This window comes from candidate division KSB1 bacterium (assembly GCA_034506395.1).
Classification (GTDB): Bacteria; Zhuqueibacterota; Zhuqueibacteria; order Thermofontimicrobiales; family Thermofontimicrobiaceae; genus Thermofontimicrobium.
In genome coordinates this window covers 83,267-104,127 of the sequence record JAPDPQ010000020.1, presented here as the reverse complement: position 1 = coordinate 104,127, position 20,861 = coordinate 83,267, and the positions used below count along the sequence as shown (strand labels likewise).

At 42.7% G+C, this 20,861-nt stretch carries 29 protein-coding genes and 2 pseudogenes; all 31 read right to left on the bottom strand.

Going from position 1 to position 20,861, the window contains the following annotated elements:
* Positions 1-308: 308 nt before the first annotated feature.
* The 31 genes and pseudogenes from ONB37_13445 to ONB37_13295 all read right to left on the bottom strand — a co-directional run bounded on the left by ONB37_13445 (position 309) and on the right by ONB37_13295 (position 20,820).
* Complete coding sequence (locus ONB37_13445) at positions 309-806, bottom strand: ferritin (protein ID MDZ7401160.1); 498 nt, start codon at positions 804-806, stop codon at positions 309-311.
* 317 nt (positions 807-1,123) lie between these two features.
* Entirely contained in the window at positions 1,124-1,342 is a 219-nt protein-coding gene (locus ONB37_13440; GenBank protein MDZ7401159.1) for a DUF4364 family protein, read from the bottom strand.
* Positions 1,343-1,516: 174 nt separating this feature from the next.
* Positions 1,517-2,185, bottom strand: a complete 669-nt coding sequence (locus tag ONB37_13435; GenBank protein MDZ7401158.1) for a peroxiredoxin — start codon at positions 2,183-2,185, stop codon at positions 1,517-1,519.
* Between the two features lie 237 nt (positions 2,186-2,422).
* Positions 2,423-3,469, bottom strand: coding sequence for an endonuclease NucS (locus ONB37_13430; GenBank protein ID MDZ7401157.1), 1,047 nt, complete (start codon positions 3,467-3,469; stop codon positions 2,423-2,425).
* A 51-nt stretch (positions 3,470-3,520) separates the two neighbouring features.
* Positions 3,521-3,775, bottom strand: coding sequence for a hypothetical protein (locus ONB37_13425; GenBank protein MDZ7401156.1), 255 nt, complete (start codon positions 3,773-3,775; stop codon positions 3,521-3,523).
* A 4-nt stretch (positions 3,776-3,779) separates the two neighbouring features.
* Positions 3,780-4,256, bottom strand: coding sequence for a nucleotidyl transferase AbiEii/AbiGii toxin family protein (locus tag ONB37_13420; GenBank protein MDZ7401155.1), 477 nt, complete (start codon positions 4,254-4,256; stop codon positions 3,780-3,782).
* Positions 4,257-4,268: 12 nt separating this feature from the next.
* Positions 4,269-4,518 (bottom strand): annotated as a pseudogene (locus ONB37_13415) (hypothetical protein).
* A gap of 54 nt (positions 4,519-4,572) precedes the next feature.
* Complete coding sequence (locus ONB37_13410) at positions 4,573-5,034, bottom strand: hypothetical protein (protein ID MDZ7401154.1); 462 nt, start codon at positions 5,032-5,034, stop codon at positions 4,573-4,575.
* Between the two features lie 171 nt (positions 5,035-5,205).
* Entirely contained in the window at positions 5,206-5,604 is a 399-nt protein-coding gene (locus ONB37_13405) for a HEPN domain-containing protein (GenBank protein ID MDZ7401153.1), read from the bottom strand.
* Entirely contained in the window at positions 5,597-5,914 is a 318-nt protein-coding gene (locus ONB37_13400) for a nucleotidyltransferase domain-containing protein (protein MDZ7401152.1), read from the bottom strand. Before ONB37_13400 ends, ONB37_13405 begins: the two co-directional genes overlap by 8 nt.
* Before the next feature lie 319 nt (positions 5,915-6,233).
* A complete protein-coding gene (locus ONB37_13395; protein MDZ7401151.1) occupies positions 6,234-6,842 on the bottom strand; it encodes a hypothetical protein in 609 nt (202 codons plus the stop codon).
* A gap of 215 nt (positions 6,843-7,057) precedes the next feature.
* Positions 7,058-8,167 carry an FAD-binding oxidoreductase gene (locus tag ONB37_13390; GenBank protein MDZ7401150.1) on the bottom strand — a complete coding sequence of 370 codons (1,110 nt, stop codon included), beginning with the start codon at positions 8,165-8,167 and terminating at the stop codon, positions 7,058-7,060.
* A gap of 424 nt (positions 8,168-8,591) precedes the next feature.
* Positions 8,592-9,125 carry a hypothetical protein gene (locus ONB37_13385; GenBank protein MDZ7401149.1) on the bottom strand — a complete coding sequence of 178 codons (534 nt, stop codon included), beginning with the start codon at positions 9,123-9,125 and terminating at the stop codon, positions 8,592-8,594.
* A gap of 210 nt (positions 9,126-9,335) precedes the next feature.
* The gene (locus ONB37_13380) at positions 9,336-9,926 is read right to left on the bottom strand and encodes an NADH:ubiquinone reductase (Na(+)-transporting) subunit E (GenBank protein MDZ7401148.1); all 591 of its coding nucleotides are present in this window, start codon (positions 9,924-9,926) and stop codon (positions 9,336-9,338) included.
* Positions 9,927-10,273: 347 nt separating this feature from the next.
* A complete protein-coding gene (locus ONB37_13375) occupies positions 10,274-10,915 on the bottom strand; it encodes an NADH:ubiquinone reductase (Na(+)-transporting) subunit D (GenBank protein MDZ7401147.1) in 642 nt (213 codons plus the stop codon).
* Positions 10,916-11,008: 93 nt separating this feature from the next.
* A complete protein-coding gene (locus ONB37_13370; GenBank protein ID MDZ7401146.1) occupies positions 11,009-11,407 on the bottom strand; it encodes a four helix bundle protein in 399 nt (132 codons plus the stop codon).
* Positions 11,408-11,534: 127 nt separating this feature from the next.
* The gene (locus ONB37_13365; protein ID MDZ7401145.1) at positions 11,535-12,305 is read right to left on the bottom strand and encodes an FMN-binding protein; all 771 of its coding nucleotides are present in this window, start codon (positions 12,303-12,305) and stop codon (positions 11,535-11,537) included.
* A 429-nt stretch (positions 12,306-12,734) separates the two neighbouring features.
* Complete coding sequence (locus ONB37_13360) at positions 12,735-13,760, bottom strand: RnfABCDGE type electron transport complex subunit D (protein ID MDZ7401144.1); 1,026 nt, start codon at positions 13,758-13,760, stop codon at positions 12,735-12,737.
* 229 nt (positions 13,761-13,989) lie between these two features.
* The gene (locus ONB37_13355) at positions 13,990-14,187 is read right to left on the bottom strand and encodes a heavy-metal-associated domain-containing protein (GenBank protein ID MDZ7401143.1); all 198 of its coding nucleotides are present in this window, start codon (positions 14,185-14,187) and stop codon (positions 13,990-13,992) included.
* A 358-nt stretch (positions 14,188-14,545) separates the two neighbouring features.
* The gene (locus ONB37_13350) at positions 14,546-14,731 is read right to left on the bottom strand and encodes a ferredoxin (GenBank protein MDZ7401142.1); all 186 of its coding nucleotides are present in this window, start codon (positions 14,729-14,731) and stop codon (positions 14,546-14,548) included.
* Between the two features lie 200 nt (positions 14,732-14,931).
* Positions 14,932-15,471 carry a ferritin family protein gene (locus ONB37_13345; protein MDZ7401141.1) on the bottom strand — a complete coding sequence of 180 codons (540 nt, stop codon included), beginning with the start codon at positions 15,469-15,471 and terminating at the stop codon, positions 14,932-14,934.
* Positions 15,472-15,515: 44 nt separating this feature from the next.
* Positions 15,516-15,866, bottom strand: a complete 351-nt coding sequence (locus ONB37_13340; protein MDZ7401140.1) for a type II toxin-antitoxin system PemK/MazF family toxin — start codon at positions 15,864-15,866, stop codon at positions 15,516-15,518.
* Complete coding sequence (locus tag ONB37_13335; GenBank protein ID MDZ7401139.1) at positions 15,863-16,108, bottom strand: hypothetical protein; 246 nt, start codon at positions 16,106-16,108, stop codon at positions 15,863-15,865. The genes ONB37_13340 and ONB37_13335 overlap by 4 nt, the downstream gene beginning before the upstream one ends.
* 20 nt (positions 16,109-16,128) lie before the next feature.
* Positions 16,129-17,583 carry a multiheme c-type cytochrome gene (locus ONB37_13330; GenBank protein ID MDZ7401138.1) on the bottom strand — a complete coding sequence of 485 codons (1,455 nt, stop codon included), beginning with the start codon at positions 17,581-17,583 and terminating at the stop codon, positions 16,129-16,131.
* A gap of 197 nt (positions 17,584-17,780) precedes the next feature.
* Positions 17,781-17,972 carry a DUF433 domain-containing protein gene (locus tag ONB37_13325; GenBank protein MDZ7401137.1) on the bottom strand — a complete coding sequence of 64 codons (192 nt, stop codon included), beginning with the start codon at positions 17,970-17,972 and terminating at the stop codon, positions 17,781-17,783.
* Positions 17,973-18,044: 72 nt separating this feature from the next.
* Positions 18,045-18,392: a DsrE family protein gene (locus tag ONB37_13320; GenBank protein ID MDZ7401136.1), complete on the bottom strand. Its 348-nt coding sequence runs from the start codon at positions 18,390-18,392 to the stop codon at positions 18,045-18,047.
* Positions 18,389-18,746, bottom strand: a pseudogene (locus ONB37_13315) (DUF86 domain-containing protein). Before ONB37_13315 ends, ONB37_13320 begins: the two are co-directional and overlap by 4 nt.
* Positions 18,743-19,033: a nucleotidyltransferase family protein gene (locus ONB37_13310; protein ID MDZ7401135.1), complete on the bottom strand. Its 291-nt coding sequence runs from the start codon at positions 19,031-19,033 to the stop codon at positions 18,743-18,745. The pseudogene ONB37_13315 and the gene ONB37_13310 overlap by 4 nt, the downstream one beginning before the upstream one ends.
* Positions 19,034-19,060: 27 nt before the next feature.
* Positions 19,061-19,303: a UPF0175 family protein gene (locus ONB37_13305; protein MDZ7401134.1), complete on the bottom strand. Its 243-nt coding sequence runs from the start codon at positions 19,301-19,303 to the stop codon at positions 19,061-19,063.
* A gap of 93 nt (positions 19,304-19,396) precedes the next feature.
* Positions 19,397-19,852 (bottom strand): hypothetical protein, encoded by a 456-nt coding sequence (locus tag ONB37_13300; GenBank protein MDZ7401133.1) that lies wholly within the window; start codon positions 19,850-19,852, stop codon positions 19,397-19,399.
* Positions 19,849-20,820, bottom strand: coding sequence for an AAA family ATPase (locus ONB37_13295; GenBank protein MDZ7401132.1), 972 nt, complete (start codon positions 20,818-20,820; stop codon positions 19,849-19,851). The genes ONB37_13300 and ONB37_13295 overlap by 4 nt, the downstream gene beginning before the upstream one ends.
* Between the last annotated feature and the right edge of the window lie 41 nt (positions 20,821-20,861).

The following is a 20,861-nucleotide window of genomic DNA, read 5'->3' as shown; positions in this document are numbered from 1 at the left end:
GCAAAATGCTGAAACCAGTCATTCCGACCCGCCAGTAGGCGGGGAGGAATCTCATCAATCTTTAGTCCATAAGATTGCTTCGTCGCTTCGCTCCTCGCAATGACTCGATATCTGCTATTTTGCAGAAGTCTAGATATGTTTATTTTCTCTTGCTTATCTATGGATCACCCTTCCCAAGATTCGAAACCTTCGAAAGGATTCATTTTTCCTAATTACCCAATTACCTAATTACCTTGTTTCGGAATTTAAATTTTCGGTAATTGGATTTTATTTGGAATTTGGATATTGAATTTTGGAATTTGAGAAATCTACCCTTTAAACTTCCGCTCTTTCAAATGCGCATCCAACATAAAAATGCCAGGCCCTTTTTCGCCCACCATCTGGAGCTGTTTCAAGATTTTCAACATCGAAGCTTCTTCTTCCACTTGCTCGTCAATGTACCATTTCAATAAACTCTGAGTAGCGTAATCTTTCTCTTCCACAGCCAGATGCATCATCTCATTCAACCATTTGGTCACTTGCTGCTCATGCTTCCAGGCCAGCTCGAATACTTCGGTCAGTGATTTAAAATCCTGCTTGGGCTGATCCAGGCCGTAGATTTTCACATCCTTGTTTTGCTCCACCAGATAGTGATAAAATTTCATGGCATGAGCCCGTTCTTCCTGCTCCTGCACAATAAAGAAATTGGCAAAGCCATCCATATCGACTGACGAGCAATAAGCCGCCATCGACAGATACAGATGGCCCGAGTACAATTCATTTTTGATTTGTTCATTGATTTTTGCAGCCATTTTGTCGGATATCATAATTGTCTCTCCTTCTGAATTAATTGTTCTTCGAAAATTTTTTAGACCTATATTTTTGATTTCAACGTTGAAAGCTTTCAAAAAAGTTCTCTTTTAGGCAAGCGACCGTCATCCGCTGATTGGCGGAGGACGGACATCTCCCTAATTAGCGCTCGAACGAAAGCTCACCTTTCTGTCATTTCGATCCGCCAGTTGGCGGAGAGAAATCTGTGACTCTTATACTTTATGAAAATTCAGATTCTTCACTTCGTTCGGAATGACACTTTTACTTCAAATTCAATGGTTTTCTTTAAGGTACTAATTACCAAATTACCCAATTACCCAATCTTCTCCTTGCCCTTCTCGGTAATCGAATACCGTTCCGCCTCCAATTTCACCAATCCCCCATCGACCAGTTCCCGCAGGCTGCTGCGCACCCGAAACAGCGGATGTCCTGTTTGCTGCGCTACCTGTTCGGCTGTCATTGGCGAGTGGAGCAGCTTCAGCATTCCCTTTGCTGAATCGGAAATGGTTCCATCAGGATTAATGCATGCCATAATTTTTCACCTTGTTAAAGTATGTTTGTGGAAATACAATTTCTCAAATTCATTAAGAAATCTGTAATCAGAAATTACGCTTATTCTAGGATAACAATCATTCATGCGGTAGATAAAGGCGCCGCACTCCTGTGTTTCAATTCGGTGATCCAAATTGCCCAGTTACCAAAGAAGCTACTTTTTCAATTCTTTCTTGCAGAAATACCAATCCTTACACTCGTAGCCTTCCTTCATCCTTGCCTCAGCCATCTCCTGCGTCTTGGGCGGCGGCACGATCACTTTGTCGCCAGGACGCCAGTTGGCTGGAGTCGCCACGCCGTACTTGTCGCTGGTCTGCAATGCCTGAATCAGGCGCAGAATCTCATCCATGTTTCGACCAGTCGTCAACGGATAGTAAATAATTGCCCGAACGATCTGCTTGTCATCGATCACAAACACGCAGCGGGAGGTCTCGGTCTTGCTTTCGCCTGGCATGATCATGCCATATTTGGTGGCAACCTCTTTGTTCAGATCCGCTATAATCGGGAAATTAATCTTCACGCCCATTTTCTCTTCGATATTCCGTACCCAGGCAATGTGCGAATAGGTGCTATCAATACTCAGTCCCATCAATTCACAATTTAGCTCACGTAGCTTATCCTGAATCTGGGCGAATGCAATAAATTCAGTAGTGCAAACAGGGGTAAAATCAGCGGGGTGCGAGAAAAGAATGAGCCAGCTTCCTTTAAAGTCTTCCAATTTGAGATGGCCAAATGTGGTATCAGCCTCAAATTGCGGCGCTGGATCGCCAATGCGAGGCAGGCTTACTACCTTGACCTCGGAGGTTTCAGTTACGTGTTCCATAGCTAGATCTCCTTCTAATTTGGTTGGTTTTCAATTTGGAATGATTTTAAATTGGAATACAATATAAATTAAATTAATCACAAAATCAAGGATTTTTTTCAGCATCTTAAAATGTGGAGGGAAATTATCGTGAAAAAATTTTATTAGACATGCTTGACCGCTAATTGCGCTAATTGAAGCGAATCGACATGTCTATTGCTCATCTTTATTGGATGAGAATTAATCCGCTTACTCATCTCAAATATTTGCTTTCAAACCGTTCGCTTTAATTTTTGACATGAGATCATCAATGACTTGGAGAAAATCAATAATGTGCTGATCCGAATACTCCGTATCAATGATCCATTTTAAATTCGATTTTGCAGGGACAAAATAGCCGAGTTGTTCCAGCTTGGTACGATAATCCGAAATTATCTCTTCCGAATTGTTCACCTTTTTAGCTATTTCTTCGAATCCCGTGTAAATGCTTTGCTTGAATACCGAGTCGGGTGGGTATCCAAAAAATAATCCCACAAATCCGCCCTCCATTTCCAGATTCAGCGAAAAGCCTTTAGAGCCCCAGCGAAACAAAAGCTGGTTTTGTCTAGCAAATTGAAAAATGCGATCAAATACTCTGGTGCCAAACTTATCCAAAGACTTTCGGAATTGCTTCTCATCTATTTTGGGAAGCGATTTTGATTCTATTTTTTGGCGAAGAAATTCTTCTTCGCCCACTACCACATCACATGAGATGATTTTTTCACCTGATTGGGTACTAAAATATTTGAACTCCAAGCAATAAATATCCAGACCCTTTTTTCTGAGATACTGAGCAGTTTGTTTGATCTCTCGGGTTATTTCATGTGCGACAATCACAAGTTTTGAATACTTATTGAATGAAACTTTTTCATCGAGCTCGCTCTGGAAATATTGTTGATGGTAATCCTCCAGACTAATTTCCTCTCCAGAATAATTTTGATAGATTTCATTTAGCTGTGAATAATCCAAATTCTCGACAAATGAGGCATACTCCAACAATTGAGCGATAGTATCCCGAGGCGTCTTGTCCCGTTTTAATTCGATGACTACGGTATTACCCGCTTTATCAATGCCAAGGAGGTCAAGAGATGAATCAAGATTGGTGGTGATCTGGCGGCCGATAATTAATATTTTGGTGTTTTCAAAAAAATATTCAGGGTTGTTTTCAAGGAGGTCTTCTAAATCAGATTCCCTGTTTTCAAATTTAAATTTCATTTCCTGATAGGGAACCATCTTGCCATTGGCATCCAGCGTAAAAAGTCGCATTTTGTGCTCCTTCAACAGGCGTGCTAATTTCTAAGCCATGGAATAATAGATTTATTCTTCCGATCGAGCGTATCCCATTCTCCGAACGGCCACCTTTTTTACATGTTCAATCTCGATTGCTTCCCGATGGCGATTGGCCTCTTCAATTGTCTTGAATTTAAAAATCCCTCTGGGATAAACAATGGGATTCAACTGATTGGCAAATTCCCACAACTCTTCCACTCGCTGCAAGTACTTCTCATCGGGATTGAAATTCCAAAGCGCCTGTTCGGCCTCTTCAAAGGTTTTATATTTATAGATAGGCATAATTTTATTGATCCGATTTTCGCTGTTGGATGATTTCTTGCAAAAATAAAGCATCAGCTTTATCCTGAAGCCGCAAGGTGTTTTGCTTCATCTTAAAGAGCGTTTCTGGCGTAGCAATTTTTATTTTTATCTGACCAAACTCGATGGTTTCATATTCCAGATCTTGGAACGAGAAGGTCTCACCAAGCCTAGTCATAATATCGATATAAAATCCATCGGGTGTCCCGTAGCGAATCACTGCATAGTTACGCAATTCATCTAATGTAATCTCATCGATCTCTGGATCATCATAAAGCGAACGCAGCGCCATTTTGAGCCGATCAATATTTGTAGCGGAATCCTCGACAAAAATATCGATGTCCCGAGTTAATCGCTCCAGGCCATGAAGAATCACAGCGACGCCGCCCACCAGAACATATTCAACCTCAAATTTATTGAGCGCCTCAATGACAGCAAGGAATTTTTGGAATTGATTGGCCATATATTAATTGACTTACCGTAATGCTACTCGTTTTTTATGATTGGGAATTCTGGTTAATTGGATTACTAGACGTAAAGCTTCATTAACTGATTTGTCAGTAGGAAAAGCTCTGGCAATATCAGGTTCGAGCAAAACTAAATTCGTACCTGCACGAAACCGTTCGGGATATTTCCCACGAACTTCATTTTTTTAATCGCTCTGCTAGATCATACTCAGGACAAAGGCCAGCGTCCGAACCATCTTTCTGATTGGAATTTGACATTTTGTTCATTGGAATTTATTTGGAATTTGTTTTTTGAGATCTGGAATTTAGATATTAAGCACGCTTCAATTCTAATACCTGAACCAGTTCCTCAGGCTCCAACCGAAAGGTGCTCCCCTTCCCCTCAAAAAAACCATGTTCTTTGATCATGTGCACATTCAACTGAGAATATTTGATTTCTTTGTTCAATTTTTTATTGACCAGCGTGGCGATAATTTTGTGTTGCCGTCTCGGCTCGCCAAAGGGACAGGGCAGCAGTCCCCGATCCCAGGAAATTTGAACCGTAAAATCGCCCAGATCGACCTTCGTCTCCAATCCTTTTTTTCCTTCTTCAATAAAATATTGGAGCCGATCAGCAATGGCTTCCGCCTCTACGCCCAGGCGGGAGAGCGTGAGCAAATCTTCCTGAATGATGTCGTGCACATGTCGGGTGTCCTCGCCCAGAAAGCCGTCTTTGGTGATTTTGCCTGGTTTGAAATTATTGAGCAGTTTGGTTTCGAGTGGGGTAGGTTTCATGTTTTGACTCCAATGATGATTTTAATCTTTTGGATATGAGATGCTGACGTTTTTCTATCCAACTGATTGAAACAGCATAACGGATTTTGTCCTGAGACTCTTATCAGTTGGGTTGTTTGAATTCGCTGGGAATGAAGATGAAATGCATCGCCTGGTCCGATATGTTACATTTTAGTTTGGACTTGCTGACCTAACTTTATTTAGAACGAACTCTTTTATTTTCTCCGCATCTTTGATCGCCAATTTCATATCGGTTTCATTCAAATCCATCGGATAAGGATATCGGACATTCACAGCATAATCAGTTAATCGCAAGCATTCCTCTTCAATTGATTTGAATCCTTCATCATAACTGAGACATAATTGGTTTAGCAAAACCAAATCATGGGTTTTAATTACTTCATGTTCATTCCACGCCAAGAAACCTTTTAAATATTTTTCAGCGGATTGTTGGCAATGGTAACAAATTATTTCGATGGGAATGGGATGCATGGATTGCAAATATTTAGCAGATGCTAAATCTGTATCAGCAATATCAAACCACTCCTGGACAATCTGGAATTTATCCATTGATCAGAATTCCTTGTTTTGATATTTTATATTCCAATGTGTTAGGAAGCGATGATCGCTGCTGAAACTCGATGTAATCATAAACAAGAATATCCAGCGGGAATTGAAAATAGCCTCTTATTTCTTTTCGAATGTCTCGTATTAATTCGATTTTTCTTTTCCCTCCAAGCTTAGTAATAATGCAAAGGTCAAGATCGCTCTCCATTGCAGGATTGCCATAAGCATAGGAGCCGAACAAAAAGATTTTTTGAGGATTAAATTTTTTAATTATGATATTGACCAATGAATCGATTTGTTTTTTTGAAATCATATCTATTTCCTTTTCATATCAATTAATTTTAAAATCATGAACATTTCGATTACCGTCATTTAAAAGCCGTCATTGGTGATTTTGCCTGGTTTGAAACTATCGAGCAGTTTGGTTTCGAGTGGGGTAGGTTTCATGTTTTGACTCCAATGATGATTTTAATCTTTTGGATATGAGATGCTGACGTTTTTCTATCCAACTGATTGAAACAGCATAACGGAGATTTAAATTTAATTTCATCAGTTGGGTTGTTTCAATCCGTTGGGAAAATCTTGAAAGATGTAGTCCACTTTCAAAGTGGGCTACATCTTTTCTGACATCTTCACAGCTTCTTGATCATCGCCTCATATAATTCTGAAAGCTCCTGCTCATTAATAAGAATATCATTCGCCAGCAACGCCAAACTAATAATCAAGCCGCTCATATCTTTTAAATTAATATTACCAGCAACGTAAAAGTTGTCTCCGACTTTAAGATATTTTGCCTGGATGAAATCCTGCACTGCATATAGTTTTGACAACGATACTGCAAGATCATAATCCATGTGATCAATAGCCCCCGTTTGATTGGCAAGCTGCCACCCTGTTTTTTCTAATAATGGAATGCCAAATCCGCTGGGCATTGCTCGGTATAAATCTGAGAATGATAATTTTCTTTTATTCATAGAGAGCGTTGCGGCAAATACTTTTAGCGTATCACTCAATTTGGTGTGATATGGAAGGATTTTGGCGACGTGCTCTTTATTGCGTTGCAGTTCATCTTTAATGTAGCGAAGCGCATTTTTTGCCTGAGCCTTCTCGGCACGTGCCACACGCCACTCATTGGCTGCCAGCCCCAGAAGCACTCCTATAACAATTAACACAACTTGAATAAGCAAATATCCTAGATTTGTTTGGTTAGATGATTTGTTTTCACTTTTGGGAGAGCTCATCTCGTCGCATCCTCATTTTCGGTGATAAAATAGATTATATTGCAAGATGGAAGTTTCAAATACAAAAAGAGAACTAATAAATAATTTGCCCTCGGATGATAGAACTACGGCTGATTTTTTAAATAAATTATTCGTCGCTGCTTTTTCACTAGTAGAAAATAAAATCCGTTGGAGCGATAAGATATAGCCCACTTTGAAAGAGGACTACATCTTAATTATCCAAACGGATCAAAGAAAATCCGATCCGAGGTGATGCCGTATTTTTTCATGACCGCCGTGCAAGCATTGATCATACCAGGGCTGCCGCACAAGTATCCTTGGGCTTTGCTTGTGTCGATCTGTTTCAGATGCTTTTCCAGTGGAACAGTGATCAATCCGATTTCTCCATCCCAATCATCGCCAGGCTCGGGTGCTGAGAGCGCAGGGATAAATTTAAAATTGGGGAGCTGTCGCTCGAATTCCTTCATTTCCTCTACATAAAACATATCCTTCTTTGCCAGCGCCCCAAAAAAGTAAGTGATTTTCCGAGTCTCTTTGTTTTTTGCCATATCCGCCAACAACGACACCATCGGTGCCATGCCCGAGCCGCCTGCCACCATCACGATCTCACCATCCCCCTCGTGCAGATGAAAATCGCCCATGGGCCCAATCAATCGCACGATATCGCCCTCCTTCAAATGCTTGAAGACCCAGGTGGTACAAATCCCCTCGGGCACGAGACGAATCATCAACTCCACATAATGCTTCTCATACGCAGGCGAGCACATCGAATACGCCCGCTGTACCACCTCTTTGACGCCATCGTACGGCTGAGTTTCCAACTGGACATACTGCCCTGCCCTAAAATTGATCTCATTGGGCTCAATCAAGTCAAATCGGATCAACTTGATGTCATGCGTTAAATCCTTGATGAACGCCACCCTGGTCTTGAACTCTTTGATATTGAACAGCTCTTCGGGGATTTCAATTTTCATGTCCCTTTTGACTTTGACCTGGCAGGAAAGACGAATGTTGTTCTTTCGTTCCTCAAGGGATAATAGCGGTTCCTCCGTGGGCAAAATTGGCCCGACTCCTTCCAGCACTTTGCATTTGCAATAAGCACAGGTTCCCCGTCCGCCGCAGGCTGAGGGCAAAAAGATCTTTTCTCGGCCCAAACTTGCCAGCAGCGATGAGCCACCCTTGACAATCAGTTCTTTTTGGCCATTGATCGTAATCTTGCAATCCCCATAATTGGCCAGATAATGTTCAGCGATCACCAGTAGAATAGAAAGCAGCGCACTAATGCCTGCCATCGATAGCGTAGCGATGATGATTTTTAAAAACATAATTCCTCATTTTAACATAAATTTCAAAACCCAATTTCCAAATTCCAAATAAATCTCAAACTTCAATATTTAATGACCGAAACAAACAGTGTGCATTAATCAAAAATACGTCATAGCGATCGATTCCCAATCTCCCAATTACCAAATTACCTATTTGCCTAATTATCCAATCAGTTTTGAAATTGAATATTGAAATTTATCCGCCAGTTGTCAATTGGCGTCAAATTAGAAGTGCAATGTCATTCTGAGCGATCCGCCAACTGGCGGAGAGCGAAGAATCTCTTGATTTAACGAAAGTAGGTGCGTTTATTGAAGGGATTCTTCGTCGCTTCGCTCCTCAGAATGACAGCGCCTCCTTGAGTAGCCGCTTAAGTTGACGCCTATGGCCAGTTGTCGGACAGGTTTGGAATTTGGAAATTAAGCCTCACGGTATCAACACTCCCGCCTTTTTCAACGCCTGATAAATCCGAGCATCATTCCGCACATCAGGCTGGCCTTCGACCCATGATTTTTTAATCTTCAAAACAGTAGAGCCATAGTCCTGGAGCATATAGCCTGTAACCTCAATCGTTGGGAAAAATGGAGCGACGGATGAAAAAGCGTACCAGAACGCCCCCAGATAGATCCGCTCCTTATTGGCCATCACAATGAAGGGGATACCAAAAACTGTCGGCCGTGACTTGGCCAGTTGTCTGACCCTTTCATTGGCTTCAGATCTTAACGAAAAGGTATGGTCACTCCATTGATAATATTCCAGGTCGCTATCTTCAACAAGCGGCTTGTCGGCAAGGCTTAACAAATCGAGAGGTTTTTGTGCTGCATCGGTAGCCGTCACGGTGCTATCGGCCAGGGTGTAGATGGCAAAGCCATCATAAAGACCAGGCTTCACAGGATTTTTTTCATTTCTGCAGAAGCTGATCACCGAAATGATCGCAAAGCAGACAAATAACTTTTTCATTTTGATTCCGTGCCTATTTTTCGGAAGGCCAAATCATTCTTTTCCATGATTTGATCACCTTAATCACCCGAACAATCAATCATCGCCTTCCTACATTTCCCAACAACCCAATCGCCAAATTGTCCAATTTCCCAGTTACTCAAGAAGTTTTAAATTTGATAATTGATTTTTGAAATTTATTTGAGATTTGTTTTTGGGATTTGGAATTTTTCATTGTATCTGCACAATCCCTGAAAACCCAATGAACGCCATGGCCATGATCCCAGAAATAATTAGCACAATCCCAGGCCCCCGCAATCCTGCGGGAATTTTACTCTCGTTCAATCGCTGCCGAATTCCTGCCAGCGCCAGAATCGCCAGCAGCCAGCCCAGCCCGCTGCCTGCGCCGAACAGCACGCTTTGAATGAACGTGTATTTTCGGATGACCATAAACAGCGACACGCCCAGGATAGCACAATTGACCGTGATCAGCGGCAGAAAAATCCCCAGGTTGATGTACAATGGCTCTGAAATTCGCTCGATGATCATCTCCAGCAACTGCACCGCCGCCGCAATCACGATAATGAATGCGATATAGCGCAGGTATTCAATGCCCAATGGCTCCAAAACATAAAAAAAGACTACATAGTTCAGCGCCGAAGTGATGGTCAAAACAAATGTCACGGCCAGCCCCAGTCCCAAAGCGGTATTCACTTGTTTCGAGACTGATAGAAACGAACACATTCCCAGAAAATAGACCAGCAAAATATTGCCTGTAAAGATCGATGCAAAAAATATCACCCAGGGGGATAGGCCTTCCATATATCGAAGCTCCTGCTTATTTTGGTTTGCTCAAGTTATTCTTAATAATTTCATTCTGAACGGACAAGCGTTGTGAATATGTTGTATATTTAATTCTAAATGTCATTCTGAGCGCAGCGAAGAATCTTTATAATGCATTTATCTCAAAATCTTAGAGATTCCTCACTCCGCTGCGCTCCGTTCGGAATGACAGAACAATCGGATATTGTCACTGATGTAGGCGCAAAGCGGATTGAAGAATCTTTTTCTTTGATTATTTACCGTTAATACCAGATTTTTCTCCGCCTGCTGGCGGATCGAAATGACCCAAATTTGCACATGAATGGGGCTAATTAAATTAAACCAAATTATCCTTTATGAACCACTTTATGAGTGGCAATATTATTAGCCACCCAAATAAACATCGCCAGCATGAAAAATCCGCCAGGCGCCATGATCATAAAGGCCCACTGGATCCAGCCCTCGGAATAGCCGATGGCGTGCATCAGCGGATTCATCACCTGGTAGCCCAGGATCGTGCCAAATCCCAGCAATTCTCTCACAAAGGCGATCACCAGCAAGACATACGAATAGCCGATGCCCGACATAATCCCATCCAGAAACGCCAGCCCAGGCGGATTGGACGAGGAGAATGCCTCCAGTCGGCCCATCACGATGCAGTTGGTAATGATGAGACCCACATACGGCCCCAGCGCCTTGCTGATGTCGGGCACGTAGGCTTTCAACGAAATATCAACGATCACCACATAAACGGCAATGACCAGCGTTTGCACCATCATCCGCACTCGGGCGGGAATGATATTTCTCATCAACGAAATCGTCAACGCCGAGAATGCCGTGGTAAAAATCAAGCCCAGGCCCATGATGAGCGTGTTCAAAAAAATGTTCGTCACCGCCAGCGTGGAACAAATGCCCAAAATCTGCACGGTGACGGGATTGTTTTTCCAGAGATCGTCTCGAATGATGTCGATTGGTTTTGGTTTTGGCATAGAGTCCTCGAATCAAAATTTATTATCATACCTGAAAACGGAGTATTGGAGTTTTGGAGTTCTGGAGTAATGAAAAAGATTGCCACAATATTCTCATGGATTGTACTCCGCTATTTCATCAGAGATGTAGTCAACCCAGGTGCCGTCATCTCGTTTTCGTTCCAGGCTTTCGACTAAGCGTAGAAGTTTATTTTCGATTTCATAATGCAAAGAATCGATCATGTTGAATTGTGCTTCGGTTATTTGATTGGTGACTTTCAAGCCAATGATTCGGGTCAGGACTTCGGCTAAACAGGATAATGAAATGTATAAAAATTGAATATACTCCTTGATAGAGCGGCGGCTATATCCTTCAGCAATGTTTGAGGAAACTGATTGTGCCGCATCAGCGAGTTGGGAGCGCAGTTTGAAGTCCAATTTTATATCTTCATAAATGACTTTCCAGATGATCCGATACAATTCGATAGACTTTTGCCACACTTCCAGTTTCATATACCCCCTATTCTTGTTCCGAAATTTGGTATATTCAACGATCTCGATTCCTCCAAAACTCCATTATTTCAGTACTCCAATACTCCCCTGCTCCAACACTCCACTACTCCATCACTCCACCACTCCATCACTCCACCACTCCATTTTTTACCATTGCCTCATTCCCCCGAATCACCTCGATATAAAACCGCAAATCCGTATTTACCATTTTCAACACTCCATTTACCGTCTGGGTGGCGCCTGTGATGGCCTGGAAGCTGTTGGTCGATTCCTCCCGATTGGTCTTGTCCTTCTTTTTGACCAGCACCAAAGGAGGAGTGGGCGAGGCTGGATCATGAAAGCGGCTCAGATCGAGATTGCGGAAGAAATATTTGAATTCGATTTCGGTGATGCGGGCGCCCAGGCCTGGAGTTTCTACCTGCTCGGTGAAATCAATGCCGATCATTTTTTTCAGATCAGCAGAGATCACCCCAAAGGCGGTAATCGTACCCCACAAGCCCTTGCCTCGCAGCGGAAAACCGTAGGCGATGGGCTCGCCTCGCTCATTGGTTCGCACGAAAATCTCCACCGAATCTTTCACTGTGAGAAAGCTATCTTTTAATAATTGAGCCTGCTCGGCCGTAACGGGGAGTTTCACCGTTCGGATCTGGCTTTGCACTGCCCTGAGGATTTCGTCCTGTTTCCACGGGATATCGTTGGTGGTGCTGGTTAGCCCCAGCTCTTGCTCGCTAATCTTCTCTGGGAAGATATCGAACGCATAAAGGATCGATTTGTATTGATCGATCCTGGCGTTCTGCAAAACCCGCTCTTTCGATAGCTCATTGATCGACGCCAGCGCCGAAATAAAGACGATGGTCACGACGACCATGAATAAAATAGTGAATAGCCCTTTTTTCATTGGATATACTCTTAATTTTGTATTTAATCTTGGTAAAGAATCTGAATTATCCTCGTCCTTGCGATACTGCTTTTGGCTGAGAAGAAATCTTTTCAAATTAGCAGATTGCTTCGTTTCCGTTTCTAAGTCGGCAGACTGATCGCCGCCATGAAACGATATGTTTCAACTTTAATTCGTGCTTGAATAAAAACTCATCTTTCTGTCATCTCTATTCTCTAATTGGCGGAGAGAAATCTTATAGTCTGATAATTCTGTTACAGATTCCTCACTTCGTTCGGAATGACGCTATTAATAAAACTCGGTGGTTTTAGTTCAAAACCGAATACGAAACACTTTACTAACTTCCATTTGTTACTGATCACTGATCACTGATCACTGATTACTGATTACTGATTACTGATCACTGATCACTGATCACTGAGACACTGATCACTGTTTACTGCTCACTGAAAGCGCTTTCTTTTTATCCTTATAACTTTTCACATAAAAATCAATCAACGGCCCAAACATGTTGCCCAATAGCACGCCAAACGTCAATCCGCCCGAAAACAAGGCAAACGATTTGATGATGATGGTAAAAATGGCAATCATGGCGCCGTAAACATAACGGGTGAAGTCCTGCTTGGGCGCCGAAACAGGGTCGGTCACGATGAAAAATCCGCCCATCATGGTCGAGCCTGCCAAAAGACCGAACAGCAGATTCGGCACTTTGGCAGGAACGATCAGATGAAGGATGCCATCGAAAACCAGATAGGTCACAAAAAAGCTGACCACCAACCGCCAATTAGCCGCTTTTTTGTAAACTAGATATAGCCCACCGATCAGCAGCAAAATGGCCGAAACCTCTCCCATCGAGCCTGCGCCGATGAGGGTCGTCTCACCCAGTCGCTCGAATTGACCATTGATGTTGCCAAATAGCAATTGAAGATAGCTGGGCAAATTGGCAGCGCCTTCTTTGTATGCAATTTGCGGCGTGGCTTCTGTGATGGCCGAAAGATAATCGGGCGTGGTGTGAAATTGCCAAGCAGCAAATCCCCCTGGAAAATCCGAGAAATTGGCAGCGGGAATCCAGCGATTGGTCATTTGAATCGGAAAAGTGATATAGACAAACGCCCTACCGACCATGGCGGGATTGAACACATTATTGCCAAAGCCGCCGAACGCCATTTTGCCGAATGTGATGGCAAAGACCGCTCCAATGACCACCATGTACAGCGGTAGCGTGGGCGGCAAAGATAGGGCGTAGAGAAATGCGGTGACGAAGACGGCTTCGGAAACTTTGCCATTGGCGCCCCGAACAAATAGCCATTCAGTGATCACGCAACTGATGACCGACAGCACCACCATCGCCAGACTGCGCCAGCCGAAAAAGTAAACCGCAGCGACCGTGACAGGAAGCAATGTATACACCACGGTCCGCATGACTTTTTGCTTCAGGAATTCTATTTTGAACATGATTGGTTTTCCTTATGAAGGACAAGAAAAACAAACGCCACTTTCACGAACTGTGCGAAAATGAAAATCTTAGATAAGACCTGTCATTCCGAACGAAGTGAGGAATCTGTACAAGTAATTGATTCCGTTTAATTGAGAGATTCCTCACTCCTCCGCCAATTGGCGGATTCGTTCGGAATGACATCTACTTTTTGATGTTTTAGATACACAGCTAAAGTGGAGTGCATCTTTATTCTATCAATTTCGCTCGATAACCTATCTTATCAATCGCATCAATTACTGATTGCGCCTCTGGATTACCGCTGACCTGGGCTTCCCCCTTATCCAGATCGACGGAATAGGATTTCACGCCAGGCACCTTTGACAATGCTTTTTCCACGGCCATCTTGCAGTGCTGGCAGGACATGCCATCTATTTTGATTTTCATAATAAAAATAACCTCAATATTGAATATGAACGGTAAAGAATCGGCGGCAAGGGAACATGACCGTCTTGTCGCAGGTGAACGCCACGTTCTCCTCGTGCTGCGAATTCGGTCGTTTTATTTGAATGTGGGATAGCAGATGCCATGGTGGAGCTGCCCAATTCGATGAAGATCGAGGATGAAAGATGCGGCGAATTGGACAAGTTCATTCTCCGAAAATTTTTAAATTGTAGGACAGGATGGCATCCTGTCCTAAAAATAGGACAAATTCAGCAACCTAAATAATCAAGATGCTGGACCAGCCGAGCTGCATCCAGCATCTATTGACGATCAGGATAATTAAAACTTGAAAAGCAATGAGCTATTCGATTTTAATTGCCTCTGCTGGACAATCCTCAGCCGCTTCACGAGCGCAGTCTTCCGAATCGGGCGGGACGACATCGACAATAGCCTTGGCCACGTCGCCGTCCATCTCAAATACCTCGGGGCAGGTGCTCACACAAAGCTCACAGCCAGTGCAGAGATCAGGATCGACCATAGCTTTCATACGTTGACTCCTCATTTGATTTAATTTTATTTGGTAAATTGAAGTTGTCTGGTCCTATTAGATTTTACATCCCCTCTGGCCCCCCTCAAAGGGGGAATTTAAAAAGTGCCCCTTTGAACGGGAATTCAGAGGGATGTCAAAATTATATTCAGGTAGATTGATCTAATTCTAAAATCCGAAATCGTAAATCTAAAATCGATTTAGCCTCCATCAAACATCCAATTCTCCTCCTCCAGATTATAAAGCGACGGATTTTGGAGATAACGATACGAATTATTGAGAATATTATAATGCTCTCGCTCGACGTCGATCATAAAAGTGAAGAACTTCTTGGCCGAGGGATCGGCAGCAGCGTCCGCCTTCTGTTTATAAAAGACAGTCGCCTTATCTTCAATATCTCGAGCCAGAACGTAAGCTTCCAGATCGCTGGTGGCAACCTTCACGTGCTTGTCGATCTCTTCATGCTTTTGCTTGAAAATCGTCTTGATCGCCACCGCCGCATCGCCCACTTTCTGGTTCATCAATTCCACTGACAGCCACTCGCCCGTGTCGTTCAACTTTTGATACATCTTTTTGATGAACTCCACATGCTCCAGCTCCCATTTGGCGAAATACTCGAATGCCTCTTTGGTGAGTGGATTTTGGGCACGTGTGGCTGCATCTTTGAAAAAATTATAACCATCGGTTTCCATCTTCAACGCCAATTGCAGGGCCTGAAGATCGGCTTTTTGTGCAGTCATACAGGATCCTTTCGGTTAGCTAATATATCATTCACTTACAATTTCTATGTAAGTCCTAATTGAAAATTTAGCGCATCTAAAATACTTTGTCGCAACTCATAGCTTTCGATTTTGCCAATCAATTTTGTTAAGCGTACTTTATCTAATGTCCTAATTTGATAGCATAAGATTATCGATTCCCTCTCTAAGCCAGCAGTTCCAGCAGGTATCAGTACTTCATTTGCATAAATCTGGCGACCTGGTTTTCTTGAAGTAATTGGTAAGACGTTGACAACAGGCAATATTTGGTTGATTTCTTCTTCGCTAATCACCAGAACAGGCCGAGTGTTGCCTTGCTCTGAACCAATAACAGGATCAAGATTAGCCAGGAAAATATGCCACCTAAAATTGGTCACGATTCCTTCCAATCCTCTAAATCAACCGCCTTAAAATCCGATGCAACTTCTTCAAGATCTTTCATGAACAGCTCATCATTAACTGCCATTTTTAGCTGATTGATCTTTCTCTCAAAATCATCCCTGCGTTCCTTGAAAATTAATAGAACTTCCACAGGGGAATCTTCTGGGATGTAGTGAGGAATGGTAATTTTAATCTCGTGATTCCGTGGCGTTCTAATTATTTGTCGAATCGTTTCCATATCATCCTATGAAATAAATACTATTTCTTTTCTATTTTATCTTTCATCTCCCTGAGCGTCTTCGTCAAATACCACCAGCCATTTTTAAACGACGCATAATCAGGCGCACCTGTCATGGCTGAAGAATAGCGGACCGAATTGGCATAGAATAGCCACTGTTGCACCCATTTCAGCTCGATCGTTTCATCGAAGGGATTTTTATTATCAGCAATCTTTTTGTCCCAGGCTTTTTGCAATAATTGGGTCGCCGCTAATACCATGCCGTTGGTTTCTTTATTTGTATTATCGAATTTCTCAAAATGCTTTTGCACCCAATCCGTGGAATGACAACTCTGGCAGATTTTTTCCATCTGACCCTGTCGGGTTTTCGCTTCAGGCTGGCTGATCAAAAAATCCGAAGCCTGGCGATTGTCGAACGTCGTGGGCAGTGGCAATCCATCGGCGTTTTTGATGATGTGCGTCGCACCGCTTTTCGGCTGGGGATGGCTATAAATCAGGCCGAAAATCCGCTCCCAGATGCGGGAATCGAAATTGTGCGTCCGTACCGCCACCACCTTGCCCTCGGGAGTTGTGATCAAAGAACTATGGCAAACCGTACATGACGGCGCTTGAAAATCTTTACTTATAACCCATGGCACACTGTCAAAGTTCCAGCCGTGGCCCCGAGCGAAAAAGATGTTCCCGTGCTTGCTCTCTTTATAAACATTGTAGGCAGGGACGTCGGGCTCGAGATGGCACTGGCTGCAGGTGTACGGCTTGCGGGCATCGACCAATGAAAACGCATGTCGAGGATGGCATGAGGTGCAAGCGCCCATGCTGCCATCAGGATTGATCCGTCCCACCCCCTGGTTGGGCCAGCCTGTCAGATCGGGCACTTCCACATCGCCCAGCTCGGCGCTGATCGTTTTCATGCCTTTCACCTCCACCGTGGTGCCATGGCAGCCAAAGCAGGTCTCCCGCCTGGTGAAATGGGAGGCTTGGCCCTGAACGATTTTATCCCCCTCGATGGTCTTGGGACTGACAGTGGTTTCCACCAATGAATCGTAAATCGGATTCTGGGCCAAATTGCCGATGGCGTGCGCTTTGGTGCTCGTCGAATATTGCTCTACCTCCACGGGATGGCAGGTCTGGCAATCCTTCGGCGAGACGACTACATTGATTTTATAATCGAAATGCTCGAAGCTGTCCTGATGCTTTTCCGTATTCAGCCCATGACATTCAAAGCAGCCGACCACGCTATTTGCCAGTTCAGCGGGAACGCTCTCATTGGAAATGCGGCGCTCCAGCTTTGTTTTTTTCAGCGCCTCGGCAGGTGTCATTTTCGCATGGCGGCTGCTCAGCCAGTCCTGCACGATGCCAGGCTGGATGCTCTCGTGGCAATCAATGCAGGATTGGGTGGCGTCGCTGAAGGTTTGGGCGTACGAAAATGCCGTCGCTAATAGAATGGTTAAAAAAATAATCAATGGAATTTTCAATTTTAATTTTCTCCCTCTAACCAGATTTTTTCACACATGCAAAATGAGAAAGCCTGTCATTCCGAACCGCCAATCGGCGGTGAGGAATCTGTCAACTCTTTAGTAAAGCGGATTGCTCCTTCTCCGTCCGCCAGTCGGGGGACGGATTCTCGCAATGACTTAAAATTTGACACCTTGCAGATGCCTAACAGATTTTGTCAAAAAGTTGCCGCTGAAAATTTTAAAGCCTGCTTAATATCTTCTTCTTCCAAATAGGGATAATCCTCGAGAATCTCTTCTACAGACATGCCATTAGAAAACAGATTCACAATCAAAGCAACGGTAATCCTCATGCCTCGAATGCAGGCACGTCCTCCCATTATTTTGGGATCTGTAGGGCAAGATGGCATCTTGCCTTACTGATCTGGACAAGATAGCATCTTGTCCTACATTGTAGGACAGGATGGCATCCTGTCCTACAATCAAAATGTAATAATCTCGAATCCCTGCTCCATATATTTCGCCATGCTCGGATGTCCCATCAGTTCATCGCACAGCGGCAGGTGCTGCGCCATCGCTGCATTCAATGAATTCATCTTCGCAGAGCAGGCTTTGCACACGCAGTCGATCAATCCCTGGTCTTTGACTTTTTGATAGAGATTGGCGAACGGCTTGGTCGGATCCGCAAGTTCCTCCACCAATTTGGTCGCCGACCCTTCGATAATAACTCGCACGTCGTATCCTTTTTCTTTCATATCCAGAGCATTGAGCAGCACGTGGACGAAGCACATCGGCTCTCCGTTGAAGGCGAATAGGGCGATTTTTTTCATGGGTGTTCTTTCTTCTGCAATTCTTCAAACATATCTTCTAACTGTGGTTTTGTTTCTGGAATATTTTCAGCTACTATTGTCCAGATGTTGTCGAGGTCTACGCCAAAATATTCATGAATGACAATGTTTCTTAATACAATAATTTTTTTAGGGGATGTGTGAGTATTGTTGCCTCACATTTTCTGGGATTTGGGTTGCCGCCTCGCCAATGACTTCAATATTTCTCAGCACTGCATCGACAACCATATCATTGTTAACAAAAGAATCATAATCTAAACCCTGCGAGTACTTTTCAATTTTGTTCATTGCCTGGATAATATCATTCAAATACAGCCTATAAGTCCTTTTGATCATGTATAAATTACCTCGTTCAGGATTTGTTCACGAATCAACTGTTTTAATGAATTCTTTGTAACCAGATCTACTGGTTTCTGTAAGATCGTTTCCAGGAAATCTTTTAACTCGACAAAATCCCAGCCGATTGGCTCATAAAGTTCAACAAGTATATCGATGTCACTCTGTTCTCTTGCTTCACCCCGTATCAAAGAGCCAAAAATTCCGATTTTTTTGACCTTAAATCTGGAATCTAAGGTCGATCTATTGTTGTTTAAAACATTTTGAATTTCTTTTAGCCTTTTCATTTTTTTGAAACCTAGAAGTTTTTCTATCTATATATAATTGGCTTTTAAAGTTCGCAAGTCATCTTCAAAATCCTGTTCATCATAATGAATCGGAATCTGGCGACTCGCCAGAAGATGCTGGAATTGGAGCTGACTCATTCTAGCTAATCGGCTTGCCTGTCCCAATGTCAGCTTTTCTTTTTGAAACAGCAACAGGGCTATCTCTTGAGATAGCTCTGGAATCGACATTCGGGTGGATTTGATTATTTCGTCTGGAATAGTGTAGCTCATTTTTAACTCCATTCTTGAAAGCAAGGTTATCTGAATCAATAACAAAAGAAATAATCTCCAACGGATACCAAATTAAAAATCCTTTGGTTTCATCTATCCGTTGGGCAAAAGCGATACCAAATATTCCACCATTTTACTGCTTTTTTTAAGCTCCTTTATCAGCCTTTCAAAATCAGCCAACCTGACATTCACCACTTTATGTAACGCATTTCCATTGGCGGGCAGGTTGTAACTTGCCAGATCAACTTCAGCCTGTTGCGCTGCTGCCACTATCCAATCTTCCAACCTCGGACATAACACGATTAAATAATTTTGATTATTCTTATCATTCAAAACTTTCACATCATTTTTATCAGAAATCAATGCCAATGTCTCCAGGTATTGTGGCTGACCGCTATCAGGATCTTCATCCACCAGGCCAATACAATTCTTATTTTTCCTCAATCGATTGCAAACATTTCCCTTGCTAAAAACATGATAAATATCTTTCGCTTGAATTCCGAGCGACGTGAGCAGCGTTTTATCGGCATTGCACTCGACAAAGATCATTCTTCCCCCAGAAAACGATCGAGGTTAAAAAATACGCTGGCATCGAGATCAAAAAATTCAGATACTTCGTTTGCCGATAACTGCTTTACCCTGGTCTGATAATCTTCAAAATAAGTAATAAAAATCCCAAGTTCATTTTGCCGAGTTTTTTCCAGAAGCGACAGCAGAAAATAGGGATTATGGGTCGAAATAAAAAATTGATTTGTCTCATCCAGAGCAATTCTCTCTGCCAAATATTTAGTGTAAAATGGAAATGAATGGGCTTCTGGTTCTTCGAATAAAATGATTGAATCCTTATTCGTTTCGAGAGCGACTAAGTAAAAGGCGACTCTTCGCAAGGTATCGGACACCAGTGAATAAGGATAGGAAATGATGATACCATCGGTCTCTTTGAGAATCTCGATTTTATTTTCCAGTGGTTTTAGACCAATTCTGATGCCAAATTCCGCAAACAGATCACTAACCAGCTTCCTCAATTCCTTATTGGCCAAAAGCAGCGCCAATAAATTTTCACCTTTGGGCGGCAGCAAAAAATTCAATTCTTGTTTGGGAAATTTATCCAGTGAAAAAAACCGATAAAATTTAATCGGCAAACTTAAACTGGTATCGACTGAGCCACCTTTCCAACCCTCAAATCCATATTCAAATTGTATGTGAATAGATTTTTCTTTCAATTGATAGTTTCCCTTGCCAATAAATTTTCCCTGTTCAAATTCTAAGGTACAGAAAGAATCATCAGCAATCACCTCGATCTTGCGCTCGGTATCCTGATCGTAAAACAAATTGGCAATATTTTCAAATCGAATAAATGCTTCTAGCTTATCGTATAGGATGGAAAAAATACTGACACTCTCCAGAATATTGGATTTGCCCGTGTTCGGCTTGCCAATAAAAATATTTACCTTGCGACAATCGAGTGTAATATGCTTGATGGATTTGAAATTTTTGATTTCGAGTATTGAAATCATGTTTTCCTCTTAACTGAAAAAAAAGAATTCTCCAACGGATT

What these genes read in the sequence shown, in the direction of transcription:
- ONB37_13445 (MDZ7401160.1), bottom strand. Translation starts at nt 806, where the DNA reads ATGATATCCGACAAAATGGCTGCAAAAATCAATGAACAAATCAAAAAT.
- ONB37_13355 (MDZ7401143.1), bottom strand. Translation starts at nt 14,187, where the DNA reads ATGAAAATCAAAATAGATGGCATGTCCTGCCAGCACTGCAAGATGGCC.
- ONB37_13365 (MDZ7401145.1), bottom strand. Translation starts at nt 12,305, where the DNA reads ATGAAAAAAGGGCTATTCACTATTTTATTCATGGTCGTCGTGACCATC.
- ONB37_13435 (MDZ7401158.1), bottom strand. Translation starts at nt 2,185, where the DNA reads ATGGAACACGTAACTGAAACCTCCGAGGTCAAGGTAGTAAGCCTGCCT.
- ONB37_13410 (MDZ7401154.1), bottom strand. Translation starts at nt 5,034, where the DNA reads ATGAAACCTACCCCACTCGAAACCAAACTGCTCAATAATTTCAAACCA.
- ONB37_13430 (MDZ7401157.1), bottom strand. Translation starts at nt 3,469, where the DNA reads ATGCGACTTTTTACGCTGGATGCCAATGGCAAGATGGTTCCCTATCAG.
- ONB37_13360 (MDZ7401144.1), bottom strand. Translation starts at nt 13,760, where the DNA reads ATGTTCAAAATAGAATTCCTGAAGCAAAAAGTCATGCGGACCGTGGTG.
- ONB37_13405 (MDZ7401153.1), bottom strand. Translation starts at nt 5,604, where the DNA reads ATGGATAAATTCCAGATTGTCCAGGAGTGGTTTGATATTGCTGATACA.
- ONB37_13305 (MDZ7401134.1), bottom strand. Translation starts at nt 19,303, where the DNA reads ATGAGCTACACTATTCCAGACGAAATAATCAAATCCACCCGAATGTCG.
- ONB37_13320 (MDZ7401136.1), bottom strand. Translation starts at nt 18,392, where the DNA reads ATGAAAAAAATCGCCCTATTCGCCTTCAACGGAGAGCCGATGTGCTTC.
- ONB37_13420 (MDZ7401155.1), bottom strand. Translation starts at nt 4,256, where the DNA reads ATGGCCAATCAATTCCAAAAATTCCTTGCTGTCATTGAGGCGCTCAAT.
- ONB37_13380 (MDZ7401148.1), bottom strand. Translation starts at nt 9,926, where the DNA reads ATGGAAGGCCTATCCCCCTGGGTGATATTTTTTGCATCGATCTTTACA.
- ONB37_13325 (MDZ7401137.1), bottom strand. Translation starts at nt 17,972, where the DNA reads ATGCCATCTTGCCCTACAGATCCCAAAATAATGGGAGGACGTGCCTGC.
- ONB37_13385 (MDZ7401149.1), bottom strand. Translation starts at nt 9,125, where the DNA reads ATGAAAAAGTTATTTGTCTGCTTTGCGATCATTTCGGTGATCAGCTTC.
- ONB37_13425 (MDZ7401156.1), bottom strand. Translation starts at nt 3,775, where the DNA reads ATGCCTATCTATAAATATAAAACCTTTGAAGAGGCCGAACAGGCGCTT.
- ONB37_13295 (MDZ7401132.1), bottom strand. Translation starts at nt 20,820, where the DNA reads ATGATTTCAATACTCGAAATCAAAAATTTCAAATCCATCAAGCATATT.
- ONB37_13395 (MDZ7401151.1), bottom strand. Translation starts at nt 6,842, where the DNA reads ATGAGCTCTCCCAAAAGTGAAAACAAATCATCTAACCAAACAAATCTA.
- ONB37_13300 (MDZ7401133.1), bottom strand. Translation starts at nt 19,852, where the DNA reads ATGATCTTTGTCGAGTGCAATGCCGATAAAACGCTGCTCACGTCGCTC.
- ONB37_13345 (MDZ7401141.1), bottom strand. Translation starts at nt 15,471, where the DNA reads ATGACTGCACAAAAAGCCGATCTTCAGGCCCTGCAATTGGCGTTGAAG.
- ONB37_13335 (MDZ7401139.1), bottom strand. Translation starts at nt 16,108, where the DNA reads ATGGAAACGATTCGACAAATAATTAGAACGCCACGGAATCACGAGATT.
- ONB37_13310 (MDZ7401135.1), bottom strand. Translation starts at nt 19,033, where the DNA reads ATGAAAAGGCTAAAAGAAATTCAAAATGTTTTAAACAACAATAGATCG.
- ONB37_13440 (MDZ7401159.1), bottom strand. Translation starts at nt 1,342, where the DNA reads ATGGCATGCATTAATCCTGATGGAACCATTTCCGATTCAGCAAAGGGA.
- ONB37_13375 (MDZ7401147.1), bottom strand. Translation starts at nt 10,915, where the DNA reads ATGCCAAAACCAAAACCAATCGACATCATTCGAGACGATCTCTGGAAA.
- ONB37_13400 (MDZ7401152.1), bottom strand. Translation starts at nt 5,914, where the DNA reads ATGATTTCAAAAAAACAAATCGATTCATTGGTCAATATCATAATTAAA.
- ONB37_13390 (MDZ7401150.1), bottom strand. Translation starts at nt 8,167, where the DNA reads ATGTTTTTAAAAATCATCATCGCTACGCTATCGATGGCAGGCATTAGT.
- ONB37_13350 (MDZ7401142.1), bottom strand. Translation starts at nt 14,731, where the DNA reads ATGAAAGCTATGGTCGATCCTGATCTCTGCACTGGCTGTGAGCTTTGT.
- ONB37_13370 (MDZ7401146.1), bottom strand. Translation starts at nt 11,407, where the DNA reads ATGAAACTGGAAGTGTGGCAAAAGTCTATCGAATTGTATCGGATCATC.